The 18,672-nt window shown below is 49.4% G+C and carries 17 protein-coding genes and 2 pseudogenes; 8 read left to right on the top strand and 11 right to left on the bottom strand.

What is annotated here, in order from left to right:
• The 4 genes from MPL1_RS08900 to ispB form a co-directional block, all read right to left on the bottom strand.
• The coding region (locus MPL1_RS08900) for a squalene/phytoene synthase family protein (protein ID WP_009726795.1) at positions 1-246 on the bottom strand (246 nt) is incomplete at its 3' end.
• A complete protein-coding gene (locus MPL1_RS08905; protein ID WP_009726796.1) occupies positions 243-545 on the bottom strand; it encodes a (2Fe-2S) ferredoxin domain-containing protein in 303 nt (100 codons plus the stop codon). The genes MPL1_RS08905 and MPL1_RS08900, both read right to left, overlap by 4 nt.
• Positions 546-590: 45 nt before the next feature.
• The gene (locus MPL1_RS08910; protein ID WP_009726797.1) at positions 591-1,667 is read right to left on the bottom strand and encodes an HD domain-containing phosphohydrolase; all 1,077 of its coding nucleotides are present in this window, start codon (positions 1,665-1,667) and stop codon (positions 591-593) included.
• Between the two features lie 129 nt (positions 1,668-1,796).
• The gene (gene ispB, locus MPL1_RS08915) at positions 1,797-2,765 is read right to left on the bottom strand and encodes an octaprenyl diphosphate synthase (protein WP_009726798.1); all 969 of its coding nucleotides are present in this window, start codon (positions 2,763-2,765) and stop codon (positions 1,797-1,799) included.
• A 160-nt stretch (positions 2,766-2,925) separates the two neighbouring features.
• Here ispB and rplU point away from each other — a divergent pair, with 160 nt between their 5' ends.
• The 4 genes from rplU (at position 2,926) to proB (ending at position 5,813) form a co-directional block, all read left to right on the top strand.
• On the top strand, positions 2,926-3,237 hold the full coding sequence (rplU, locus tag MPL1_RS08920) for a 50S ribosomal protein L21 (RefSeq protein ID WP_009726799.1): 312 nt from the start codon (positions 2,926-2,928) through the stop codon (positions 3,235-3,237).
• A 28-nt stretch (positions 3,238-3,265) separates the two neighbouring features.
• Entirely contained in the window at positions 3,266-3,523 is a 258-nt protein-coding gene (rpmA, locus tag MPL1_RS08925; RefSeq protein WP_009726800.1) for a 50S ribosomal protein L27, read from the top strand.
• A 106-nt stretch (positions 3,524-3,629) separates the two neighbouring features.
• Positions 3,630-4,679, top strand: a complete 1,050-nt coding sequence (gene cgtA, locus MPL1_RS08930) for an Obg family GTPase CgtA (RefSeq protein WP_009726801.1) — start codon at positions 3,630-3,632, stop codon at positions 4,677-4,679.
• Between the two features lie 3 nt (positions 4,680-4,682).
• The gene (gene proB, locus MPL1_RS08935) at positions 4,683-5,813 is read left to right on the top strand and encodes a glutamate 5-kinase (protein ID WP_009726802.1); all 1,131 of its coding nucleotides are present in this window, start codon (positions 4,683-4,685) and stop codon (positions 5,811-5,813) included.
• Positions 5,814-5,871: 58 nt separating this feature from the next.
• Here proB and rpsT read toward each other — a convergent pair.
• Positions 5,872-6,133 (bottom strand): annotated as a pseudogene (gene rpsT, locus MPL1_RS08940) (30S ribosomal protein S20).
• A gap of 108 nt (positions 6,134-6,241) precedes the next feature.
• Here rpsT and MPL1_RS08945 point away from each other — a divergent pair.
• Entirely contained in the window at positions 6,242-7,015 is a 774-nt protein-coding gene (locus MPL1_RS08945; protein ID WP_009726804.1) for an exodeoxyribonuclease III, read from the top strand.
• 376 nt (positions 7,016-7,391) lie between these two features.
• Here the strand turns inward: MPL1_RS08945 and recQ are convergent.
• Positions 7,392-9,517: pseudogene (gene recQ / locus MPL1_RS08950) on the bottom strand (DNA helicase RecQ).
• A 161-nt stretch (positions 9,518-9,678) separates the two neighbouring features.
• On the opposite strand from recQ, the gene MPL1_RS08955 reads away from it, so the two are divergent.
• Entirely contained in the window at positions 9,679-10,026 is a 348-nt protein-coding gene (locus tag MPL1_RS08955; RefSeq protein ID WP_009726805.1) for a cupin domain-containing protein, read from the top strand.
• Positions 10,027-10,721: 695 nt separating this feature from the next.
• On the opposite strand, the gene MPL1_RS08960 is transcribed toward MPL1_RS08955, so the two are convergent.
• Both MPL1_RS08960 and dinB read right to left on the bottom strand, forming a co-directional pair.
• Positions 10,722-11,597, bottom strand: a complete 876-nt coding sequence (locus tag MPL1_RS08960) for a hypothetical protein (protein WP_009726806.1) — start codon at positions 11,595-11,597, stop codon at positions 10,722-10,724.
• Positions 11,598-11,726: 129 nt separating this feature from the next.
• A complete protein-coding gene (gene dinB, locus MPL1_RS08965) occupies positions 11,727-12,818 on the bottom strand; it encodes a DNA polymerase IV (protein ID WP_009726807.1) in 1,092 nt (363 codons plus the stop codon).
• A gap of 212 nt (positions 12,819-13,030) precedes the next feature.
• Between dinB and MPL1_RS08970 the strand changes: the two genes are divergently transcribed.
• Both MPL1_RS08970 and MPL1_RS08975 read left to right on the top strand, forming a co-directional pair.
• Positions 13,031-14,578 (top strand): AmpG family muropeptide MFS transporter, encoded by a 1,548-nt coding sequence (locus tag MPL1_RS08970; RefSeq protein ID WP_009726808.1) that lies wholly within the window; start codon positions 13,031-13,033, stop codon positions 14,576-14,578.
• Positions 14,575-15,168, top strand: coding sequence for a hypothetical protein (locus tag MPL1_RS08975; RefSeq protein WP_009726809.1), 594 nt, complete (start codon positions 14,575-14,577; stop codon positions 15,166-15,168). Before MPL1_RS08970 ends, MPL1_RS08975 begins: the two co-directional genes overlap by 4 nt.
• Positions 15,169-15,199: 31 nt before the next feature.
• Here the strand turns inward: MPL1_RS08975 and ppnN are convergent, their stop codons facing one another.
• The 3 genes from ppnN to MPL1_RS08990 form a co-directional block, all read right to left on the bottom strand.
• The gene (gene ppnN, locus MPL1_RS08980) at positions 15,200-16,564 is read right to left on the bottom strand and encodes a nucleotide 5'-monophosphate nucleosidase PpnN (protein WP_009726810.1); all 1,365 of its coding nucleotides are present in this window, start codon (positions 16,562-16,564) and stop codon (positions 15,200-15,202) included.
• A gap of 157 nt (positions 16,565-16,721) precedes the next feature.
• Positions 16,722-17,204: a single-stranded DNA-binding protein gene (locus MPL1_RS08985; RefSeq protein WP_009726811.1), complete on the bottom strand. Its 483-nt coding sequence runs from the start codon at positions 17,202-17,204 to the stop codon at positions 16,722-16,724.
• A gap of 36 nt (positions 17,205-17,240) precedes the next feature.
• Positions 17,241-18,599 carry an MFS transporter gene (locus MPL1_RS08990; RefSeq protein ID WP_009726812.1) on the bottom strand — a complete coding sequence of 453 codons (1,359 nt, stop codon included), beginning with the start codon at positions 18,597-18,599 and terminating at the stop codon, positions 17,241-17,243.
• Positions 18,600-18,672 lie beyond the last annotated feature (73 nt).

Raw genomic sequence — 18,672 nt, forward strand, 5'->3', positions numbered from 1 at the left:
CCCAACAGGGTGTTCCGGACGGTTTTTGGAAGGTGTTGWGWTGATGATTTCATTACGCCACCACTCCAAGGTGCTGGCGGCGACTTGCGGATCACTGATTTCATCGACAGCGTCGTCTACTTCCCGACAGAAAGCATACAAAGCCATGATGGCCTTGCGCCGAGGTTCAGGCAAAAACAGGAAGCTGTAATAAAAGCTGGAACCGCTCTTGGCGGCTTTGTCTCGGCAATACTGTTCAGGCGTCATCGTTTCAGTCTTTCAACCACTTTGCCGTTGAGCAAGTGGCTTTCGATGATTTCGTCAATATCGTTTTCGTTCTGATATTGATACCAGGTTCCTTCGGGGTAAATCACCATGACTGGACCAAGCGCGCAACGGTTGAGACAGCCTGCGTTGTTGACCCGTACTTTTTTCAGTTTCAGATCCTTGACCCGTTGCTTGGCATAGTCACGCAACTGCTGAGCGTTATTTGCCTGACAGCAGGGCGTGCCGTCATCACGCAGATGAGTACAAAAAAACAGATGATAGCGATAGAAGTCAGTCATAGCGGCTAAGAATAACCGACCCGTGAAAAACTAAAAAGCCTGCAATCAGTTCCGTGCGTCAAACTCATCCATGTGTTGTGCTCGGAAAGTCAGTACTTCGTCGAGAATCTTTTCAAACAGGGGAATCAGATCCGGATCAAAGTGCGAGCCAGCCTGTTGGCGTAAATACTGAAGCGCATCTTCAATTGGCCATGCCCGTTTGTAGGGTCGCTCGGATGTCAAGGCATCAAACACATCACAAATCGCGCAGATTCTGCCCTCGATAGGGATTTCCTCAGCCTTGAGACCGCGAGGATAGCCTGAGCCATCCCATTTTTCGTGATGGGTCAGTGCTATATTTCTGGCCATGCTTAGTAACGGAACATCGGTGCCAGCCAAAAGATCGGCACCAATATCTACGTGGGTTTTCATGATTTCCCATTCATCGTCATCAAGTTTTCCCGGCTTGAGCAGAATGTAATCAGGAATGCCGATTTTTCCGATATCGTGCATCGGTGCGGCAAGCTCAATACTGGCAGAGAATTTTTCACCCAGATTTGCAGCCTTGGCCAATAGCCCGGCAAAGTGGCTCATTCGCAAGATATGATTACCGGTTTCGTTATCCTTGTATTCAGCTGCGCGTCCTAGTCGGGCAATAATTTCCAAGCGGCTTTGTTCCAGTTCTTCGGTACGTTTGCGAACTTCGAGTTCCAGTTTCAGGTTGTGATCAAGTACCTGTTTGTGTAGCAGACGAACCTCAAGCAGATTTTTGATGCGTTGCAGTACTTCAAGCTGATCAAAAGGTTTGGTGATGAAGTCCTTGGCACCAGAACTGAGTGCGCGCCCTCTGGCTTCACTGGTCAATTCGGCAGTGAGGACCAGCACCGGTAGATAGTCATCGATCACGGCTTGCTGGAGAGCCTGCATCACCTGATAACCATCCATCACCGGCATCCGGATATCCAACAGCAGCAAGTCAGTCTGATGCTCGAAGTAACGTTCAGTGACCTGGGTTGGATCGGTGCAGGTGAAGATGTTGCGATAACCTGCCTGGCGCAGGATTTTTTCCAAAAGCTGGGTGTTTACCGCCTGGTCATCGACGATCAGAATATTGGCATCAAGAATCGCTTGGGTGTCGATCATGGCAGACCTTACAGAATTTGGTGTTGTGGGGCGTTGAGCAGATGCACTCATTGACGTCAGGCTGCGACTCAATTATGGAACCTTTTTGGTGCAAATGTCTATCTAAACCGTCGGCCGACACTGGCCGACTTAATAAGCACGTTCGACAGCAAAATCGGCAAGTGCTGAGAGTGCCTCTGTGTATTCAGAAGACGGTAAAGCGTTGAGTGCGGCTTGTGCCGCTGAAGCTTCCTGTCGGGCAATGGTAGCGGTGTATTTGATAGCACCCGTTGATTCGATAATCTCAACGATACTGTCGATCTGGTCGCGCTGGCCTTGTTCGATAGCGGTTCGAATCAGTTGTGCCTGCTCGCGGTTGCCATTTCGCATGGCATATATCAGCGGCAGTGTTGGTTTGCCTTCGGCCAGATCATCGCCAATGTTTTTACCAATAACGTCGCTGGATGCGCTGTAATCCAACAGATCATCGATCAACTGAAAAGCACTGCCCAGGTGCATGGCATAACTGGCCATGGCCTGTTCAACTTCTGGACGACTGTTGCTGATGACCGCACCGAGCTGTCCAGCAGCCTCAAACAGCTTGGCGGTTTTGTGGTGAATCACCTGAAGATAGCGGGATTCCGTAGTGTCTGCATCATGGCAATTGAGCAGCTGCAGTACTTCACCCTCTGCGATAATGTTGGTGGTGTGTGACAGAATTTGCATCACCTGCATGGATTGCAACTCCACCATCATCTCAAACGAGCGGGTGTAGAGAAAATCGCCGACCAGCACGCTGGCTTCATTACCCCACAGATTGTTGGCAGTCTGCTGACCGCGGCGCATATCGGAGTTATCCACCACATCGTCATGCAGCAAGGTCGCGGTGTGAATAAATTCGATAATCGTCGCAAGATTGATGTGTTGGCTGCCCTGGTAACCGCAGGCATGAGCACTCAGAATCGCGATAGCCGGACGTAAACGTTTTCCGCCACTATTGATAATGTAATGACCCAGTTGATTAATCAGCACAACTTCAGACTGCAGCCGTTGCTGGATCATCTGGTCAACCGCTTGCATATCATCCTGAATCAGAGCGTAAATGGATTGAATATCCACAGCGAGAGAAACTGCCTATAATGTTATGAAAACGCGTACTTTCTCACGCAGGACGATCATTCGCAAATATTTAAATACGGATTTGATCTCTGTTTGGAAACAGACTACAATTGCCGGTCTTTTGTTGGATTGTCCACAATAACTTTTTTTGGAGACAGCGATGTACGCTATTGTCGCGACGGGCGGTAAACAGTACCGAGTCAAAGAGGGCGAAAAGCTCCGTATTGAAAAATTGTCTGCTGAAGCCGGTGATACGGTTGAGCTGGACAAGGTTCTGATGGTTGGTGAAGGAGACGATATCAAAGTCGGTGCTCCTTATCTTGAAGGCGCCAAAGTCACTGCAAAAGTTGCAGCGAATGGTCGTGCCGATAAAGTTAAAATCATCAAGTTCCGCCGTCGTAAGCACCATCGCAAGCAGATGGGACACCGTCAGGCGTTTACAGAAATCGAAATCACAGGCATTACTGCCTGAGACTCTCTGAAGTAAGAGGAAATATCTAATGGCTCACAAGAAAGCTGGTGGTAGTACCCGAAACGGTCGTGATTCAGAATCCAAACGCCTGGGCGTAAAACGTTTCGGCGGTGAAGCAGTTCTGGGCGGCAACATCCTGGTTCGTCAACGTGGTACCCGTTACCATGCTGGTACCAATGTTGGTGTTGGTCGTGACCACACACTGTTTGCAACAGCAACTGGCAAGGTTTTGTTCGAAACCAAAGGCCCAAACAACCGTACTTACGTAAGCGTTGTTGCTGAATAAAACGAATTGTTCGCCCATCTGGGGCAAACAGCTAAAAGCCCCGCTGATGCGGGGTTTTTTGTATGTGGAGTTTATACTCCGGAATTGATTTACTGGTTGGCACAAAATGAAATTTGTTGATGAAGCGGTTATCAAAGTCAGCGCAGGTGCCGGCGGTAATGGTTGCCTGAGTTTTCGCCGCGAAAAGTTTATCCCCTTTGGTGGTCCTGATGGCGGCGATGGCGGCGATGGTGGCGATGTCTACCTGATTGCTGACTCTCAGGTGAATACGCTGATTGATTTTCGATACCAGCGTAACTTTAAAGCCCAACGAGGCGAGCACGGCCGTGGCCGTCTGTGCAGTGGTGCCCGTGGTGAAGATCTGGTGATCAAAGTGCCAATTGGCACTGAGGCCTGGGATGACGATACCGATGAGCTGATTGGCGATCTGACCAAACACGGTCAGAAACTGATGGTGGCCAAAGGTGGTTGGCACGGGCTGGGCAACGCCAGATATAAATCCAGTATTAACCGGGCGCCACGTCAAACCTCTGATGGAACACCTGGCGAAGAGCGTACACTCAGACTTGAAATGAAGCTGTTGGCAGACGTTGGTTTGTTGGGTTTGCCTAATGCTGGCAAATCGACCTTCATCAGTCAGGTTTCTGCCGCGCAGCCAAAAGTGGCAGACTATCCATTTACCACCCTGTACCCAAATCTTGGCGTGGTCACCATGAAAGATGTTCGCAGTTTTGTGATTGCGGATATTCCCGGACTTGTTGAAGGTGCAGCAGAAGGTGCGGGTCTCGGCATTCAGTTTTTACGCCATCTCAGCAGAACCCGTCTATTGCTTCACCTTGTTGATATGGCACCTGTGGATGTTGAGCAGGATCCGGTCGAAAGTGTTGAAATTATCAACCGTGAGCTGGAACGCTATAGCCGTGAGCTGGGTAGTCAGCCACAGTGGCTGGTGTTGAATAAGATGGATCTGGTGCCAGAAGATATTCGTGATGAACTCAGGCAAGACATGCTGTCCAGGCTTGACTGGCAAGGGCCTGTGTATCAGATCAGTGGCATGACTGGCGAAGGCTGTGCTCAGCTGTGTGAGGCGGTCATGGAATATCTGGAAGCTTCTAGGGAAACTGATCCTGATTCGGTTGAATCTGTTGAGGAATAAACATTGTCCAACCCACATCAGCAGCTCGTTACTACCAAACGCTGGGTTATCAAGATCGGCAGTGCCTTACTGACGCGCGTTGGTGAAGGCCTGGATCTGGAGCGGATTCGCTGGCTTAGTGGTGAGATTGCTGCCTTAAGAGCACAAGGCAAGGAGATCGTGCTGGTCACTTCGGGCTCTGTTGCGGCAGGCATGCAGCAGTTGGGCTGGCGCAAAAGACCGCACACGCTGCATCATTTGCAAGCTGCGGCCAGTGTCGGTCAGATGGGGCTCATTCATGCCTATGCAACCGAGTGTGGACAGCATGGAATTCACACGGCCCAGATATTATTGACGCACTCTGATCTTTCCAATCGTGAAAGACATCTCAACGCGCGCAGTGCTCTGCAAACATTATTGTCTCTAGGCATTTTGCCAGTAGTGAATGAGAACGATGCCATTGCCACCGAAGAAATTCGTTTTGGTGATAACGACACACTCGCGGCAATGACTGCCAATCTGGTTGAAGCCGAGGTATTAGTGATTCTCACCGATCAGGACGGCCTGTTTGATGCGGATCCAAGAATCAACCCTAACGCCCGTTTGATCGCCGCATCTGCAGCCAGCAATCCAGCATTGGATGCCATGGCCGGTGGCAGTAAAGGAGAACTTGGACGAGGAGGCATGACCACCAAGTTGCTGGCAGCGCGTCGCGCTGCGCGTAGTGGTGCAATGACCGTGATTGTCTCTGGCAAGCATCCGGACAATCTGCGCATGTTGGCCGCAGGCAATGGTGTCGGCACTTTACTATGGCCTGACAACAAACCAATCAAAGCACGTCAGCAATGGTTGGCAGGACATTTGATGCCAAAAGGTCAACTGGTCCTGGACGATGGTGCGGTGGCAGTGATTCGTCAGCAAGGACGCAGTGTACTTCCTGTTGGCGTCAAGCAAGTGCTGGGTGATTTTACTCGCGGAGAACTGGTGATTTGTACTGATCAGGAAGGTCACGAGATTGCCCGTGGCCTGGTGAATTACAGTGCTAAAGAAGCAGCCGTTATCAAAGGTCAATCGAGCCAGGCGATTGAGAGTCTATTGGGATATATTGACGAGCCAGAATTGATCCATCGCGATAATCTGGTGGTGACTGGCTGAAATTCAGACATAAAAAAACCGGCGCTGAGCCGGTTTTTTTAATTTTACTGTTGTTCGCTTACATTGCACGAACAGCGTTGTTCAAACGGCTTTTGCCGCGAGCTGCTGTGTTTTTGTGAATGATGCCTTTACGCGCCATGCGATCCAGAACTGGGACAGCAGCTTGGAAGGCAACAACAGCTTGTTCTTTGTCGCCGGCTACAATCGCTTTTCTGAGCGCTTTGATTTTAGTGCGCATTGCAGAACGTTGACTGGCATTGCGCTGACGGTGAACTTCCGCTTGACGAGCGCGTTTTTTTTGCTTGTGCTGAGTTTGCCAAAGTGCTTCTCCTAAAATTCAGCTATCTGTACATTGAACCCGATATTATCCGTATTTTGAATCGCTTTGTAAATGTTAATATGAAGAAATTTTCAATATTGGGAACATCATGCGCATCATCACAGTAAATGTTAACGGAATTCGTGCCGCAGCACGTAAAGGTTTTTTTGATTGGTTGGCCAAGCAGAATGCCGATGTCGTCTGCATCCAGGAAACCAAGGCGCAACTGCCGCAACTGGATGATCCCATTTATCACCCGACCGGCTATCACTGTTTTTATCACGATGCTGAAAAGAAGGGCTACAGCGGCGTTGCCATCTACAGTCGTCAAGCGCCTGATGAAGTCATTGTGGGTATGGGCAATGAAGAATTTGATGCAGAAGGGCGTTATATCGAAGCGCGTTTTGGCCAATTGAGTGTGGTGTCTTTATATTTGCCATCAGGCTCTTCCAGCGAGGAACGTCAACAAGCCAAATACCGATGTATGGCGTTTTTTGAGAACAAGATGCAGGAAATGGTCGATTCCGGCCGGGACTACGTTATTTGCGGTGACTGGAATATTGCTCATAAAAACGAGGATATTCGTAACTGGAAAGGCAATCAGAAAAACTCCGGGTTTTTGCCGGAAGAGCGCGCCTGGCTGGATAAGTTATTTGACGAGATGCATTTTGTTGACGCATTCCGTGAACTGCCTCAAGCAGAACACGAGTACACCTGGTGGTCCAACCGTGGTCAGGCCTGGGCCAATAATGTCGGTTGGCGTATTGACTATCATGTGCTCAGCCCAGGCCTCAAGGGTAAGGTGAAGGCGACCGAGATTTATCGCGATGAACGCTTTTCTGATCATGCACCATTGACCGTGGATTACGAGTTGTCGGCTTAAGAAATCAAACGGCTTGAAGTGTAGCTTGAGCTGAGGTAACTGAAGTGTAAGGTTTGGTTTTATCGCTGCCGCTGGGCGTTCATTTCTTTTGCGTGCCCAAAAGAAACGAACCAAAGAAAAGGGCACCCGATATTGCTTGATTCCAAAAACCAGCCTTGTTTTATGGCGTGGTCGAAAATTGATTCGTGGCATCCATGCCACTCACCCTTCGGGCACCTTCGGCGTCCAAATTTGTTCCAGACAAATTTGTCGCTGCGCTCAAACACTCGACCACTTAACCCATAAAACAAGGCTGGTTTTTGGCGGCAATAAACGGGGAGCAGGGTGCACTTGTGCTAGGTTTGGTCTGTACTTCGTAAGTCTACAGTCGACTAGACTAATAAATCGATGCGACAACGCAGCGAATCACGCCGTAGTCATAGGCTTCATCCAATGCCTGAAAAATTGCTTTCAGGCTGTCGGCCTCGTCACCCAGCGATTCAATGGTGCTGATGATTTCATTGATTTGACTGTCTTCCAGATCCAGCACTTTGGTCACATCCAGCAAACCAGCTTCAATGCCATCAGATAGATGGCTGTATACCGTGCTGACCTTGAGTTCGCGCTGCTTGGCAATCTGCTCGGGCTTTAAGCCTTGTTCGTGCAAAATCAGGGTTTGATTGACGGTGTCACGCAAGCCGTTATTCAATAACTCCGATAACGGATGTTGTTGAACGATATCCAAAAACTGCTGACCATAACGCTCCAGCTTTTGAGTGCCAATGCCGGAAATACGCGCCATCGCTTGCATATCTTGAGGCCGGGCCAAACACATTTCCTGCAAAGTGGTGTCATGAAAAATCACAAACGGCGGCACACCGTTTTGCTTGGCGATATCGGCACGTAGCTGGCGTAATGCTTCCCATAGCGCCTGATCCTGTGGTCGCACTGCAGCTTGTTTTTTATCCTTTTTACTTAGCGTTTGTTTGGCCTGCTGTTTGCGCAACAGCAGCTTTTGTTCGCCACGTAAAACTGCCCGACATTTTTCGGTCAGGCGCAACGCGCCATAGCGGGTAATATCAATATCCAGATAACCCATGGCGATCAGTTGACGAAAAATGCCGCGCCATTGGGTTGCGGTCAGTTCTGCGCCAATGCCATAAGTGCTTAATTTCTCATGCTGATTGTTTTTGATGCGTTCATCATCACTACCGATCAGCACATCAATTAAATAGTTCACACCAAAGCGTTGTTCGGTGCGATAGACACACGACAAGGCCTTCTGGGCGATTTCCGTGGCATCAAAATTTTCCGGCGGATTCAGGCAGTTATCACAATTGCCACATTTCTGCGCGGAGTCTTCATCAAAATAGGCAAGCAAGGCATGCCGCCGACAATGGATGGATTCACATAAACCCAGCATCGCATCCAGCTTGTGATGTTCAACCCGCTTAATCAGGTCGGGCGCGTCAGAATCCTGCATAAACTGACGCAGGGTAATGACATCCTGCAGGCCATAGGCCATCCAGGCATTGGCCGGTAAGCCATCACGCCCGGCGCGGCCGGTTTCCTGATAATAGGCCTCAATATTTTTGGGCAAGTTCAAATGCGCGACAAAACGCACATCGGTTTATCAATGCCCATGCCAAAGGCAATGGTCGCCACAATAATGACGCCTTCCTCACGTAAAAATCGCTGTTGATGCTGTGCCCGCAGTTCGGTTGATAAACCCGCGTGATAGGGCAGCGCCACTCGACCCTGTTCGCTCAGCCAGTCGGCAATTGCTTCCACTTTCTTGCGCGACAGGCAATAGACAATGCCGGCATCATGGGCATGCTGGCTTTCAATAAACTGCCAAAGTTGTTGTTTGGCCTGACCGGACTCTGCAATGGCGTAAAAAATATTGCTGCGGTCAAAACTGTTCAGATAGACGCTGGCTTGATGCAGATTCAGTTGCTCGATGATTTCAACGCGGGTGCGCTTGTCGGCAGTGGCCGTCAGTGCAATGCGCGGAATAGTTGGAAAGCGCTCATGCAAGATGCGCAGTTGCTGATACTCGGGACGGAAATCATGGCCCCATTGCGACACACAATGCGCTTCATCAATGGCAAATAAAGCGATATTGCTGCGCGAAAGTATCGAAAGCGTGCGTTCATTTAACAAGCGTTCCGGCGCGATATACAGCAGATCCAGCTCACCGGATTGCAGTTGCGTCTCGATTGCGCTGGCCTGTGTAGCGGACAGTGTTGAGTTCAAAAAGGCAGCCTTGACCCCCAGTTGCTGCATCGCCATGACCTGATCCTGCATCAAGGCAATCAACGGCGAGACCACAATACCCGTGCCGGGACGAATCAATGCCGGGATCTGATAGCACAAGGATTTACCACCGCCGGTCGGCATCAATACCAAGGCATCACCGCCGGCGATTACCTGCTCAACAATGGTTTGCTGGTTATGCCTGAAATCGTTGTAACCAAAAACATTTTGCAGCACTTCCTGTGCAGGTTTTCCGACGGTATCCATGTGTCATCGCACCAATTAATCAAAAACTCATTATGGCAAATTGCCACGCATCGAACAGCCGCATTCACCGATAAATTCGGCTTATGGCTCAGATACAGGCAAAATAGTCACTGTTTTCGCCAAGCGTGCGCTTTGGCAATCTCATCAACACAGGAAGCAACATGAAAGAAATTACAGTCGACAGCAATCCCAGCGAAGCCACATTAAAAAAACTGGGCGTTGAGCACTGGCCTACCTGGCAAAAAGAAGTGTCGGTATTCCCATGGGCATTTGTCACTACAGAAGTCGCTTATATCGTTGAGGGTGAATGTGTGATGACGCCTAATGATGGTGGCTCGGCAACAACATTCAAAGCTGGCGATTTGGTGGTATTCCCCAATGGCTATAAAGGCACCTGGGAAGTGAAACAGCCATTGAAAAAGCGTTTTAAACATCAAGACGGTAATTTTGTGAAATGTGCGCTTAGTCGCTTCAAGATTTTGAAAAACCGCTTGAAATCAAAGGGCTAATTCAAATTAAAGCCCGTTATTGCCGCTGAAACCCGTCATTCCCGCGTAGGCGGGAATCTTGTGGCGTCTAGGTTGGGTTGAGGTACGAAACCCAACAACGGAAGATGTTTGAGCTTTGAGGGTTTCGCCCTCTCGGGCGAGTTCATTTATTTTGCTTGTCCAAAATAAACGAACCAAACAAAAAGACAGCCCATGCTCGCCCTGCGGGTTCCCTGCGCTTCTCGATCAGTTTGGAACATGACGAAAATTGATTCGTGACATCCATGTCACTCACCCTGCGGGCGCCTACGGCGTCCAAATTTGTTCCAGACAAATTTGTCGCTGCGCTCAGACACTCGTCATGTTTGATCCAAACTGCTCTGCGATGCTCGGCTTCGCATTAGGGCGCTAGGGAAAGCCTCTGAGGTTCGCGACACCCCCCCCCCTTTTGTGCTGCCGATAAAAATGGCTCTCTCAGGATCAGAAATCGGAATGTTTGAGCGCAGCGAGTTTTTTCGATTTCCCTGAGATAGTCATTTTTATCGGGAAGCCGCAGGCCAGCACAAGGGGTGCCCTTTCTTTTGGTTCGTTTTCTTTGGGCAAACAAAGAAAATGAACGCCCAGCGGCAGCGAATGGGCTTGGGAGTATATTCCAGACCGTTGGGTTTCGTGCCTCAACCCAGCCTATGAGCTATGTTGGATTTGTAAGCTCAAAACTAAACGTGCATTTGAGTTTGAGGTGACCAACAATCCAAAACGTGAAAACCTATAGGCTCATCTTTGAATTGACGATGATCAATCACTGGTCGAACCTTGAATACAATGCCTTCGGTATCAAAAAACTGTTTGATTTTTGGTCTAAGACTTTCATCCCAAGTTACCGGGTATCTACTGTTACCAGTAATAATATGTGCTCGGTGAGATGTTATTGCAGCCATATCTAGTCTTCCAACAACCTCAATTTGTGTCGCAAGTTCCTCTTTTTGTGATCCCGTAATTTCACGATCTTTTGTTGTTAGCTTCGTTCGCAGTTTTTGATGATTTAAATCAATCTCTGAGATATTGCTGCCATCAATACCATTTATTAACCTGTCTAAAGCTGACTTTGTAGAGTCTGCACCGATAATAAACTGAGGATTGGTCAGGTTGATATTTCCTGTTTTTATATCGTAAGTGACGCTTTTATCTAGGTGAATACTTTGATCAATATGGATGGTTGGTTTGAGACCAGCTTGAAGAATAGTAGTAAGAGCTCTTCTAAGGTCCACGACACCATTAATCAGCTTTGAAATTACCGATGCTAGCTGGTTGCCACCATCAGAAACGGCTGCAGCAATCAATAGTTCGTGGTTTTCCAAAATAAAGTTAAGAATTATTTCAACTGAACCCTCATTTACTTCAACTTTGTACTTAACATCATTTTTTACGCGATCAGTAAGTGTCTTCTGACCAATAGCAAGTGGCAGCAAATGATCTACGATCATCCTGTAGTTAGTGATAACAAGTTCAAAAGATCGAAGATCAAAGGAGCCATCTGAAAAAGCGTCACCTTGAGCGTAAAGTAAAATCCCGGTTTCTGAAGTTCTGGCCATGTGTACGCCCCATGCTTTAATTTTTAATATCGTCTTGTATGCGAATTTGTCCTAAAGATATCTTTCACATACTCAATGAATTAACAACATCGAACTTATTTTCATCACAAAAGTAACAGGTTTGTTGGTCTAAAATACATGATTAAATGTTAAATCCAACTGCGCCTGCCCGTTATCATCAACCACCGGCGCCTCAAACCCACTCAAACTTAACCCCACCAGTCTAACCGGTTGATGCCCTGCTTCAGTTCTTGCCAGCAGCGCTGGAATCCATTCCTGCAAATCAGCAAAGCCAATACTGTGATCTAAAGTTTGTGACCGGGTGACTTGCTGAAAATTGGCATATTTCACTTTGACGGTGACGGTTTTTCCCTTTAATTGATGTTTCGACAGGCTTTCCAGTACCTGCTCGGCCAGCTCGAGAAGAATCTGGGTGAGCTCGGGTACAGACAGAATATCCTCAGCAAAGGTAGTTTCCTTGCCCAGTGACTTGCGGATGCGTTGACTGCGTACCGGACGTTCATCAATCGCGCGGGCGATGTTGAAATAATACTGGCCGGATTTGCCAAAATGTTCAGTGAGTTCAACCAGCGATTTTTGTCGTAAATCATGGCCGGTATGGATGCCGAGCTTTTTCATCTTGGCTTCGGTGGCCGGGCCGATACCGTGAAATTTGCCGATGGGCAGTGTGCTGACAAACTGTTCACCTTGTTCCGGGCGGATCAGATACAAGCCGTTGGGTTTATCCATATCGGAGGCAATTTTGGCGAGAAATTTATTGTAGGAGACACCGGCAGAGGCGGTGAGTCCGGTTTCTGCGAGGATTTCCTGTTTAATGGCTTTGGCGATTAAGGTGGCAGATCCATTAAAGGCTTCGGTGTAGGTGACATCCAGATACGCTTCATCGAGCGACAATGGTTCGACCTGTGAGGCATAGCGCCAGAAGATTTCACGAATTTGTTGTGAGACTTCACGGTAGGCTTCAAAGCGGGGCCGAACAAAAACGGCCTGTGGGCACAGCCGGTAAGCGCGAGAACAGGCCATCGCTGAATGAATGCCGAATTTGCGTGCTTCATAACTACAGGCTGCCACCACACCTCGGCTATCCGGCTGGCCACCGACAATCAGCGGTTTGCCCCTGAGTTCAGGAAAATCACGTTGCTCAACCGACGCAAAAAAAGCGTCCATATCGACATGAATGATTTTGCGTTGTTTGGCCATGATTCTCAGTGCGAATGTTTCTCGTTATTTTCTCACACTCGCCGTGCACAATGTCACTGCGAGAGTGCCCTTGATTACCTTGCATGGATTTCAGAGTGGATTGCGGCAAGCGTCAATGTTACTTTAGGGCCTGTTGATCTCGGGTGTCCGGGTAAGCTGCTGACAGATGTTCAACAGACCCTGACCAATTCAATCACATCGGTGAGTTTAGTTTGATTGCAAGTATTCGTTCCTGGCAGGAGAGCCTGAGGGCTTTTCTGACACCTCAAGTCGTGACCATGTTGTTTCTGGGTATCGCGGCTGGACTTCCGTTACTGCTGATTTTTTCTTCACTCAGCTTGTGGCTGCGTGAAGCTGGCGTTGATCGCAGTGCGGTGACGTATTTCAGCTGGGCAGCCTTAGGCTATTCATTCAAGTTTGTCTGGGCACCTTTGGTGGATGTCTTGCCGCTTCCGTGGCTTAGCAAGCTGCTTGGCCGACGACGAAGCTGGATGTTGCTGTCGCAGTTGATGATCATTGCTTCCATTTTGTTGATGTCATTCATCGATCCTCAGCAAAATACTTTGACCTTGATGGCCATTGCCGCCGTGCTGCTGGGGTTTTCCTCGGCGACCCAGGATGTGGTGATTGACGCCTATCGCATCGAATCTGCCGATCCAGAACTGCAAGGGCTGATGTCGGCGACCTATATTGCCGGCTATCGAATCGGCATGCTGATCGCAGGCGCAGGCGCATTGTTTCTGGCCAGTCACTTTGGCACTTCTTTTGGCGATTACCAATATCAGGCTTGGCAAAATACCTATCAACTGATGGCGATGACCATGTTGATTGGCGTGGTCACCACCTTGTTGTGTCGTGAACCCAAGCTTAACCATGCGGTATATGACTCGCCGGCTCAGCATTACATGGGATTGCTGTTAACCTTCGCGCTGGCCGTGGCCGGTTTTGTGGCAGTGTTTTATTTCAGTGCTGATTATGCCGCGCAGGCTAAAGCAGTGCTTTCGGCCCATGTCTATAACTACGAACTGGCGGCAGTGATTGTTGAGTTTCTGCGAATGCTTGGCGGCCTGTCTGTGGCGGTTTTGATCTCGGTAGTGTTGATACGTACGCCGGTGGTCGATGCGGATTTGGTGGTGCGTAGCTATGTTGACCCGGTGCGTGACTTTTTCAGCCGTTATGGGCTTTCCATGGCTTTGTTGTTATTGGCGCTGGTCGGGCTTTATCGGATTTCAGACATCGTGCTTGGCGTCATTTCCAATGTGTTTTATCAGGACATGGGCTACAGCAAAAACGAGATTGCCACGGTGGTCAAAACCTTTGGTCTGTTTATGACGATTGCCGGTGGATTTTTGGGCGGTATTCTGTCGATGCGTTATGGCGTGATGCGAATTTTGTTTCTGGGTGCAGTCTTGTCGGCGGCGACCAATCTGCTGTTTATGCTGTTGGCGCAAACAGGCTATGACATTGTCATGTTGTACATTGTGATTTCGGCTGACAACCTTTCTGCTGGTCTTGCCAGTGCTGCGTTTATCGCCTTTTTGTCCAGCCTGACCAATATTTCCTTCACCGCAGTTCAATATGCCATTTTCAGCTCATTGATGACCTTGTTGCCGAAGATATTGGGCGGATATTCAGGTTCGATGGTCGAAACCATGGGCTATGAACAGTTCTTTTTATTGACCGCTTTATTGGGTGTGCCGGTGTTGCTGCTGATCGCCATGGCCGCCAAGCGCTTCCGTTTGCAAGCAGTCGCTCAGTGAAAATCTGGCTGACGCTGCTTATGGTTGGCCTGCTTGTCTGGCAGTGTCGACCTGAAGCAGAAGTCATTCTTGGTCCAGGGGTGAAGGCTGCTGCCGAACCTGTGCAACAACTGATGCAGCAGGCGCAGCCGTTTGGCCTGAAGGGTTACATGGTGACGCCACTTGCCACATTCAGTCTTGAAGCAAAAGTACTGGCAAAAAAGCGTTACCGTATTGGTAGAGAAAGCGATCTGTCGCCTTATGATCTGGCCCTTGGTTGGGGGCAAATGTCTGATGAAGCGGTGCTTGAGCACATTGAGATCAGTCAATCAGGTCGATGGTACCGTTGGCGAACCCAGAATTTTCCGATTCCGCGACGAGCGATTGAGAGACAAAGTGCCAATATGCACTTGGTCCCGGCAGATAATGCTGTTTTGCAGACCTTGAAACAGATTCAGCCAGGGCAAGTCATTGCCTTGCAAGGTAAATTGATTCGGGTCGATGCCGCAGATGGCTGGCACTGGAAAAGCTCATTGACCCGCGAGGATACGGGTCATGGTGCCTGTGAACTGGTGTATGTGACCGGCCTGAATATTGTGGCCGGTCACTAAGCATTCAGCGATTCGGGACTGAACCTGCAGGTCAGTTTGCCAACTGGTAACAGGGTTTGTATTCCTTTTCACCCTGACCCAGCTTCATGCGTTGTTCGCGCACAAAAATCCTTAATAAATCATCAATAGCTGACAGCAACTGTGGATCGCCATTGATCTGATATGGGCCATGCTCGGCTACTTCACGAATGCCAAAGGTTTTGACGTTGCCAGCCACAATGCCGGAAAAAGCGGCGCGAAGCTGACTGGCCAGTTCATGTTTTGGCATATCGCGATCCAGTCTCAATGCTGCCATATTCTCATGCGTCGGTGAGAACGGATGTTGCAGCATCGGATCGATATGCAACTGCCAATTAAAGTAGTAGGCATCCTGGGTTTCATGTCGATATTGGTGCACATTATCCACGGCATCACGCATGGTTTTGGCCACCTTGTCAGGCTGGCCAATAATGATTTCGTAGAACTCACTGATCTCGTCGCCGAGGCATTGACGCAGAAACTTGTCGAGAATATTGAAGTATTCCCGACAGCTTTCCGGCCCGGCAAATACCAGTGGCAGTCCCTGAGAGTTATCCGGGTGCAGCAGAATGCTCAGCAGGTAGAAAATTTCTTCAACGGTGCCAACTCCGCCAGGAAAGACAATAATGCTATGGCCTAATCTGACAAAGGCTTCCAGGCGTTTTTCGATATCAGGCATGATCACCAGTTCGTTGACGATGGCATTGGGTGATTCCGAGGCGATGATGCCGGGTTCGGTAATACCGATATATCGACCATCCTTGATTTGTTGTTTGGCATGACCAACGGCCGCTCCCTTCATCGGGCCTTTCATTGCGCCGATGCCACAGCCGGTAATGATATCCAGTCCGCGTAAGCCCAGTTCATAGCCGACGTGTTTGGCATAGTCATATTCTTCGCGCGGTATTGAGTGACCGCCCCAGCAAACGACCAGATTCGGTGTGATATTGGGTTTGATGACACCGGCATTACGCAAAATGTGAAAAACGATATCGGTCAGCTGTGCCGAGCTGGCAAGTTCGGACTGAAATGCCAGGATCTTGAAGTCGGTATAGAGAATATCTCGCAGCGCTGACGAAATATGTTCCTGAATACCGCGAATGATTTTGCCATCGACAAACGATTGAGCTGGCGCGTTGTGTAACTCCAGCATAATGCCCCGGGCCTGAGGAATCAGTTTGATATCAAAGTCGGCAAACTGTTTGAAAATTTCCTCGGCATCATCCTGCTGGCTGTCGGTATTAAGAATAGCCAGCGCACAATCACGAAACAGGCGGTGCAGATCCTCACGTGAATGACTGAGCCTGAGAATTTCTTCGCGGGATAACAGATTAAGTGTTCTGAGGGGACGAATGGCCGTGTGCTGAATCTTGTTCATGAATTTCCTGTCGCTGTATGGAGTCTTTCTGAGAGACTTTGATGATTGACTGTGACTGAGTTTAACCGGGTTTCAACGGCTGAATTTTGCTGACAAAAAAGCCTCTGGTAACAGAGGCTTGTCTGGTGTACTGAGCAATGGCATTGCTTGTGTCAAATTAAAACGGAATGTCGTCGTCGTAGTAGTCATCGCTACCGCCACTGCCATAGTCCGGGCCTGCGGATGCCGAAGCGGGTTGTGGTGAGCTGTTTCTCGGGGTAGAGGACCTTTGATCAAAGTTGTCCTGACTGCCACCACCGCTGCCCGCACCGCGACTATCCAGCATGGTCATTTCAGTGCCAACAATTTCGGTGGTGTATTGATCCTGCCCTTGCTGATTTTGCCATTTGCGGGTTTGGATACGACCTTCAATATAGACCTGCGAACCTTTATGCAGATATTGCTGGGCAATTTCACCCAGTTTGTTTCTCAAGACAACACGGTGCCATTCTGTGCGTTCCTGACGCTCACCGGTTTGCTTGTCACGCCAGGTTTCAGACGTGGCGATGCGTAAATTACAGATCGAGCCACCGTTTGGAAATGCACGACTTTCCGGTTCGGCCCCTAGTCTCCCTACCAGAATGACTTTATTGACGGACATGATGTGTTCCTCTGCTGGTCATACAAAAAGAATATTCTACGTGCTCTGAACACTGAACGCATCCAGAGCATCGGTATCGGTGTCATCGGGAGAGAATTTCACGTAGGCAACGCCTTCGTCAATCACCACCATAGTCTCAATCACACCGGGGATGGCGTTGATCTCAGCCATAATCCTGGGGGCGTTGGCTTGATTGAGGGGCTCAATGTGTAGAATCCGGCTGTTCAGGTGGCGAGGGGCCTGCATGGGTTTGACCAGCCACCACCAGAACAATGTGACGATTGCACCAAAAGCAAAAACAGCGTGAATATTCAGGTAGCTGTATATCAATCCGCCCAATGCGCCACCGAGAAAAGCGCCGAGGAATTGTCCGGTTGAATAAACACCCATGGCGGTGCCTTTGCAATCCAGCGGACTGATTTTGGACATCATCGATGGCAAGCTGGCTTCCAGCACATTAAATGCCGTGAAAAACAGCCATAACCCGGTCAATATCACAAAAGCGGTGCTGGGCAGAATGGCCCAGGACAGCTGAGCGATACCCAGTGCGACGATGGCGCCCAAAAACACCATTTTCATCTTGCGTTGTTTTTCGGCCAACAGAATGAATGGCACCATGCAAACAAAGGCGATCAGCATGATCGGTAAATACAGCAATGCATGCTGACTTCTCTCGACCCCAGCGTAGTGATGCAGCGCCATCGGCAAGGCAAAAAATGACAAAGTCAGCAGAAAATGCAGCGTACTGATGCTCAGCGCCAGCCGCATTAATTCGATATTGCCGAGCACTTTGCGAAACTGTTTTGGCATCGGTTCGACATCACGATGCACGATGCAACGTTGCGGGTTGGGCACCCAAAAATACAAGACGGCAATGCCCAGCATCGCCAACAGCGCGGTCAGCCAGAAAATTCCGGCCAGTCCCAGCCAGTGCTCAAGTGCCGCACCAGAAGCCAGCGCAACGGTGAATGACAGGCCGATGCTGATGCCGATACCGGCCATGGCCTTGGTGCGATGATCGTCTCGTGTCAGATCTGCGGTAAGTGCCATGACCGCAGCAGCAATGGCGCCACTACCTTGCAGCAGTCGTCCGAGAATCACGGTAAAGATGGAATCTGCCATAGCGGCAATAACACTGCCCATCGCAAATAACAGCAGACCAAAAGCGATGACTTTTTTGCGACCGATGCGGTCTGACAACATGCCGAAAGGGATTTGCAGCATGGCCTGGGTCAGGCCGTAAGCGCCAATAGCAAGCCCGACCAGCAGCGGTGTGCTGCCGCTGTATTGATCTGCGGCGACTGAAAATACCGGCAGGATCATAAAAAGGCCCAGCATTCGCAGGGCAAAAATGAGGGAGAGTCCGGAAATACTGCGCTTCTCCAGTGCAGTCATTGCGTCGGACGATGCTTGTCTTTGCGTCATGATAGGGGGACAGAGTATATTGATCCGTTTGATTTTACTACGG

Origin of the sequence: Methylophaga lonarensis MPL (assembly GCF_000349205.1) — a bacterium.
Lineage (GTDB): Bacteria > Pseudomonadota > Gammaproteobacteria > Nitrosococcales > Methylophagaceae > Methylophaga > Methylophaga lonarensis.

Bases quoted from the DNA above. Each gene is read 5' to 3' on its own strand.
- ppnN (WP_009726810.1), bottom strand. From the start codon at position 16,564: ATGAACAAGATTCAGCACACGGCCATTCGTCCCCTCAGAACACTTAAT.
- MPL1_RS08910 (WP_009726797.1), bottom strand. From the start codon at position 1,667: ATGATCGACACCCAAGCGATTCTTGATGCCAATATTCTGATCGTCGAT.
- dinB (WP_009726807.1), bottom strand. From the start codon at position 12,818: ATGGCCAAACAACGCAAAATCATTCATGTCGATATGGACGCTTTTTTT.
- rplU (WP_009726799.1), top strand. From the start codon at position 2,926: ATGTACGCTATTGTCGCGACGGGCGGTAAACAGTACCGAGTCAAAGAG.
- MPL1_RS08985 (WP_009726811.1), bottom strand. From the start codon at position 17,204: ATGTCCGTCAATAAAGTCATTCTGGTAGGGAGACTAGGGGCCGAACCG.
- cgtA (WP_009726801.1), top strand. From the start codon at position 3,630: ATGAAATTTGTTGATGAAGCGGTTATCAAAGTCAGCGCAGGTGCCGGC.
- MPL1_RS08960 (WP_009726806.1), bottom strand. From the start codon at position 11,597: ATGGCCAGAACTTCAGAAACCGGGATTTTACTTTACGCTCAAGGTGAC.
- rpmA (WP_009726800.1), top strand. From the start codon at position 3,266: ATGGCTCACAAGAAAGCTGGTGGTAGTACCCGAAACGGTCGTGATTCA.
- MPL1_RS08945 (WP_009726804.1), top strand. From the start codon at position 6,242: ATGCGCATCATCACAGTAAATGTTAACGGAATTCGTGCCGCAGCACGT.
- MPL1_RS08905 (WP_009726796.1), bottom strand. From the start codon at position 545: ATGACTGACTTCTATCGCTATCATCTGTTTTTTTGTACTCATCTGCGT.
- MPL1_RS08955 (WP_009726805.1), top strand. From the start codon at position 9,679: ATGAAAGAAATTACAGTCGACAGCAATCCCAGCGAAGCCACATTAAAA.
- MPL1_RS08990 (WP_009726812.1), bottom strand. From the start codon at position 18,599: ATGACTGCACTGGAGAAGCGCAGTATTTCCGGACTCTCCCTCATTTTT.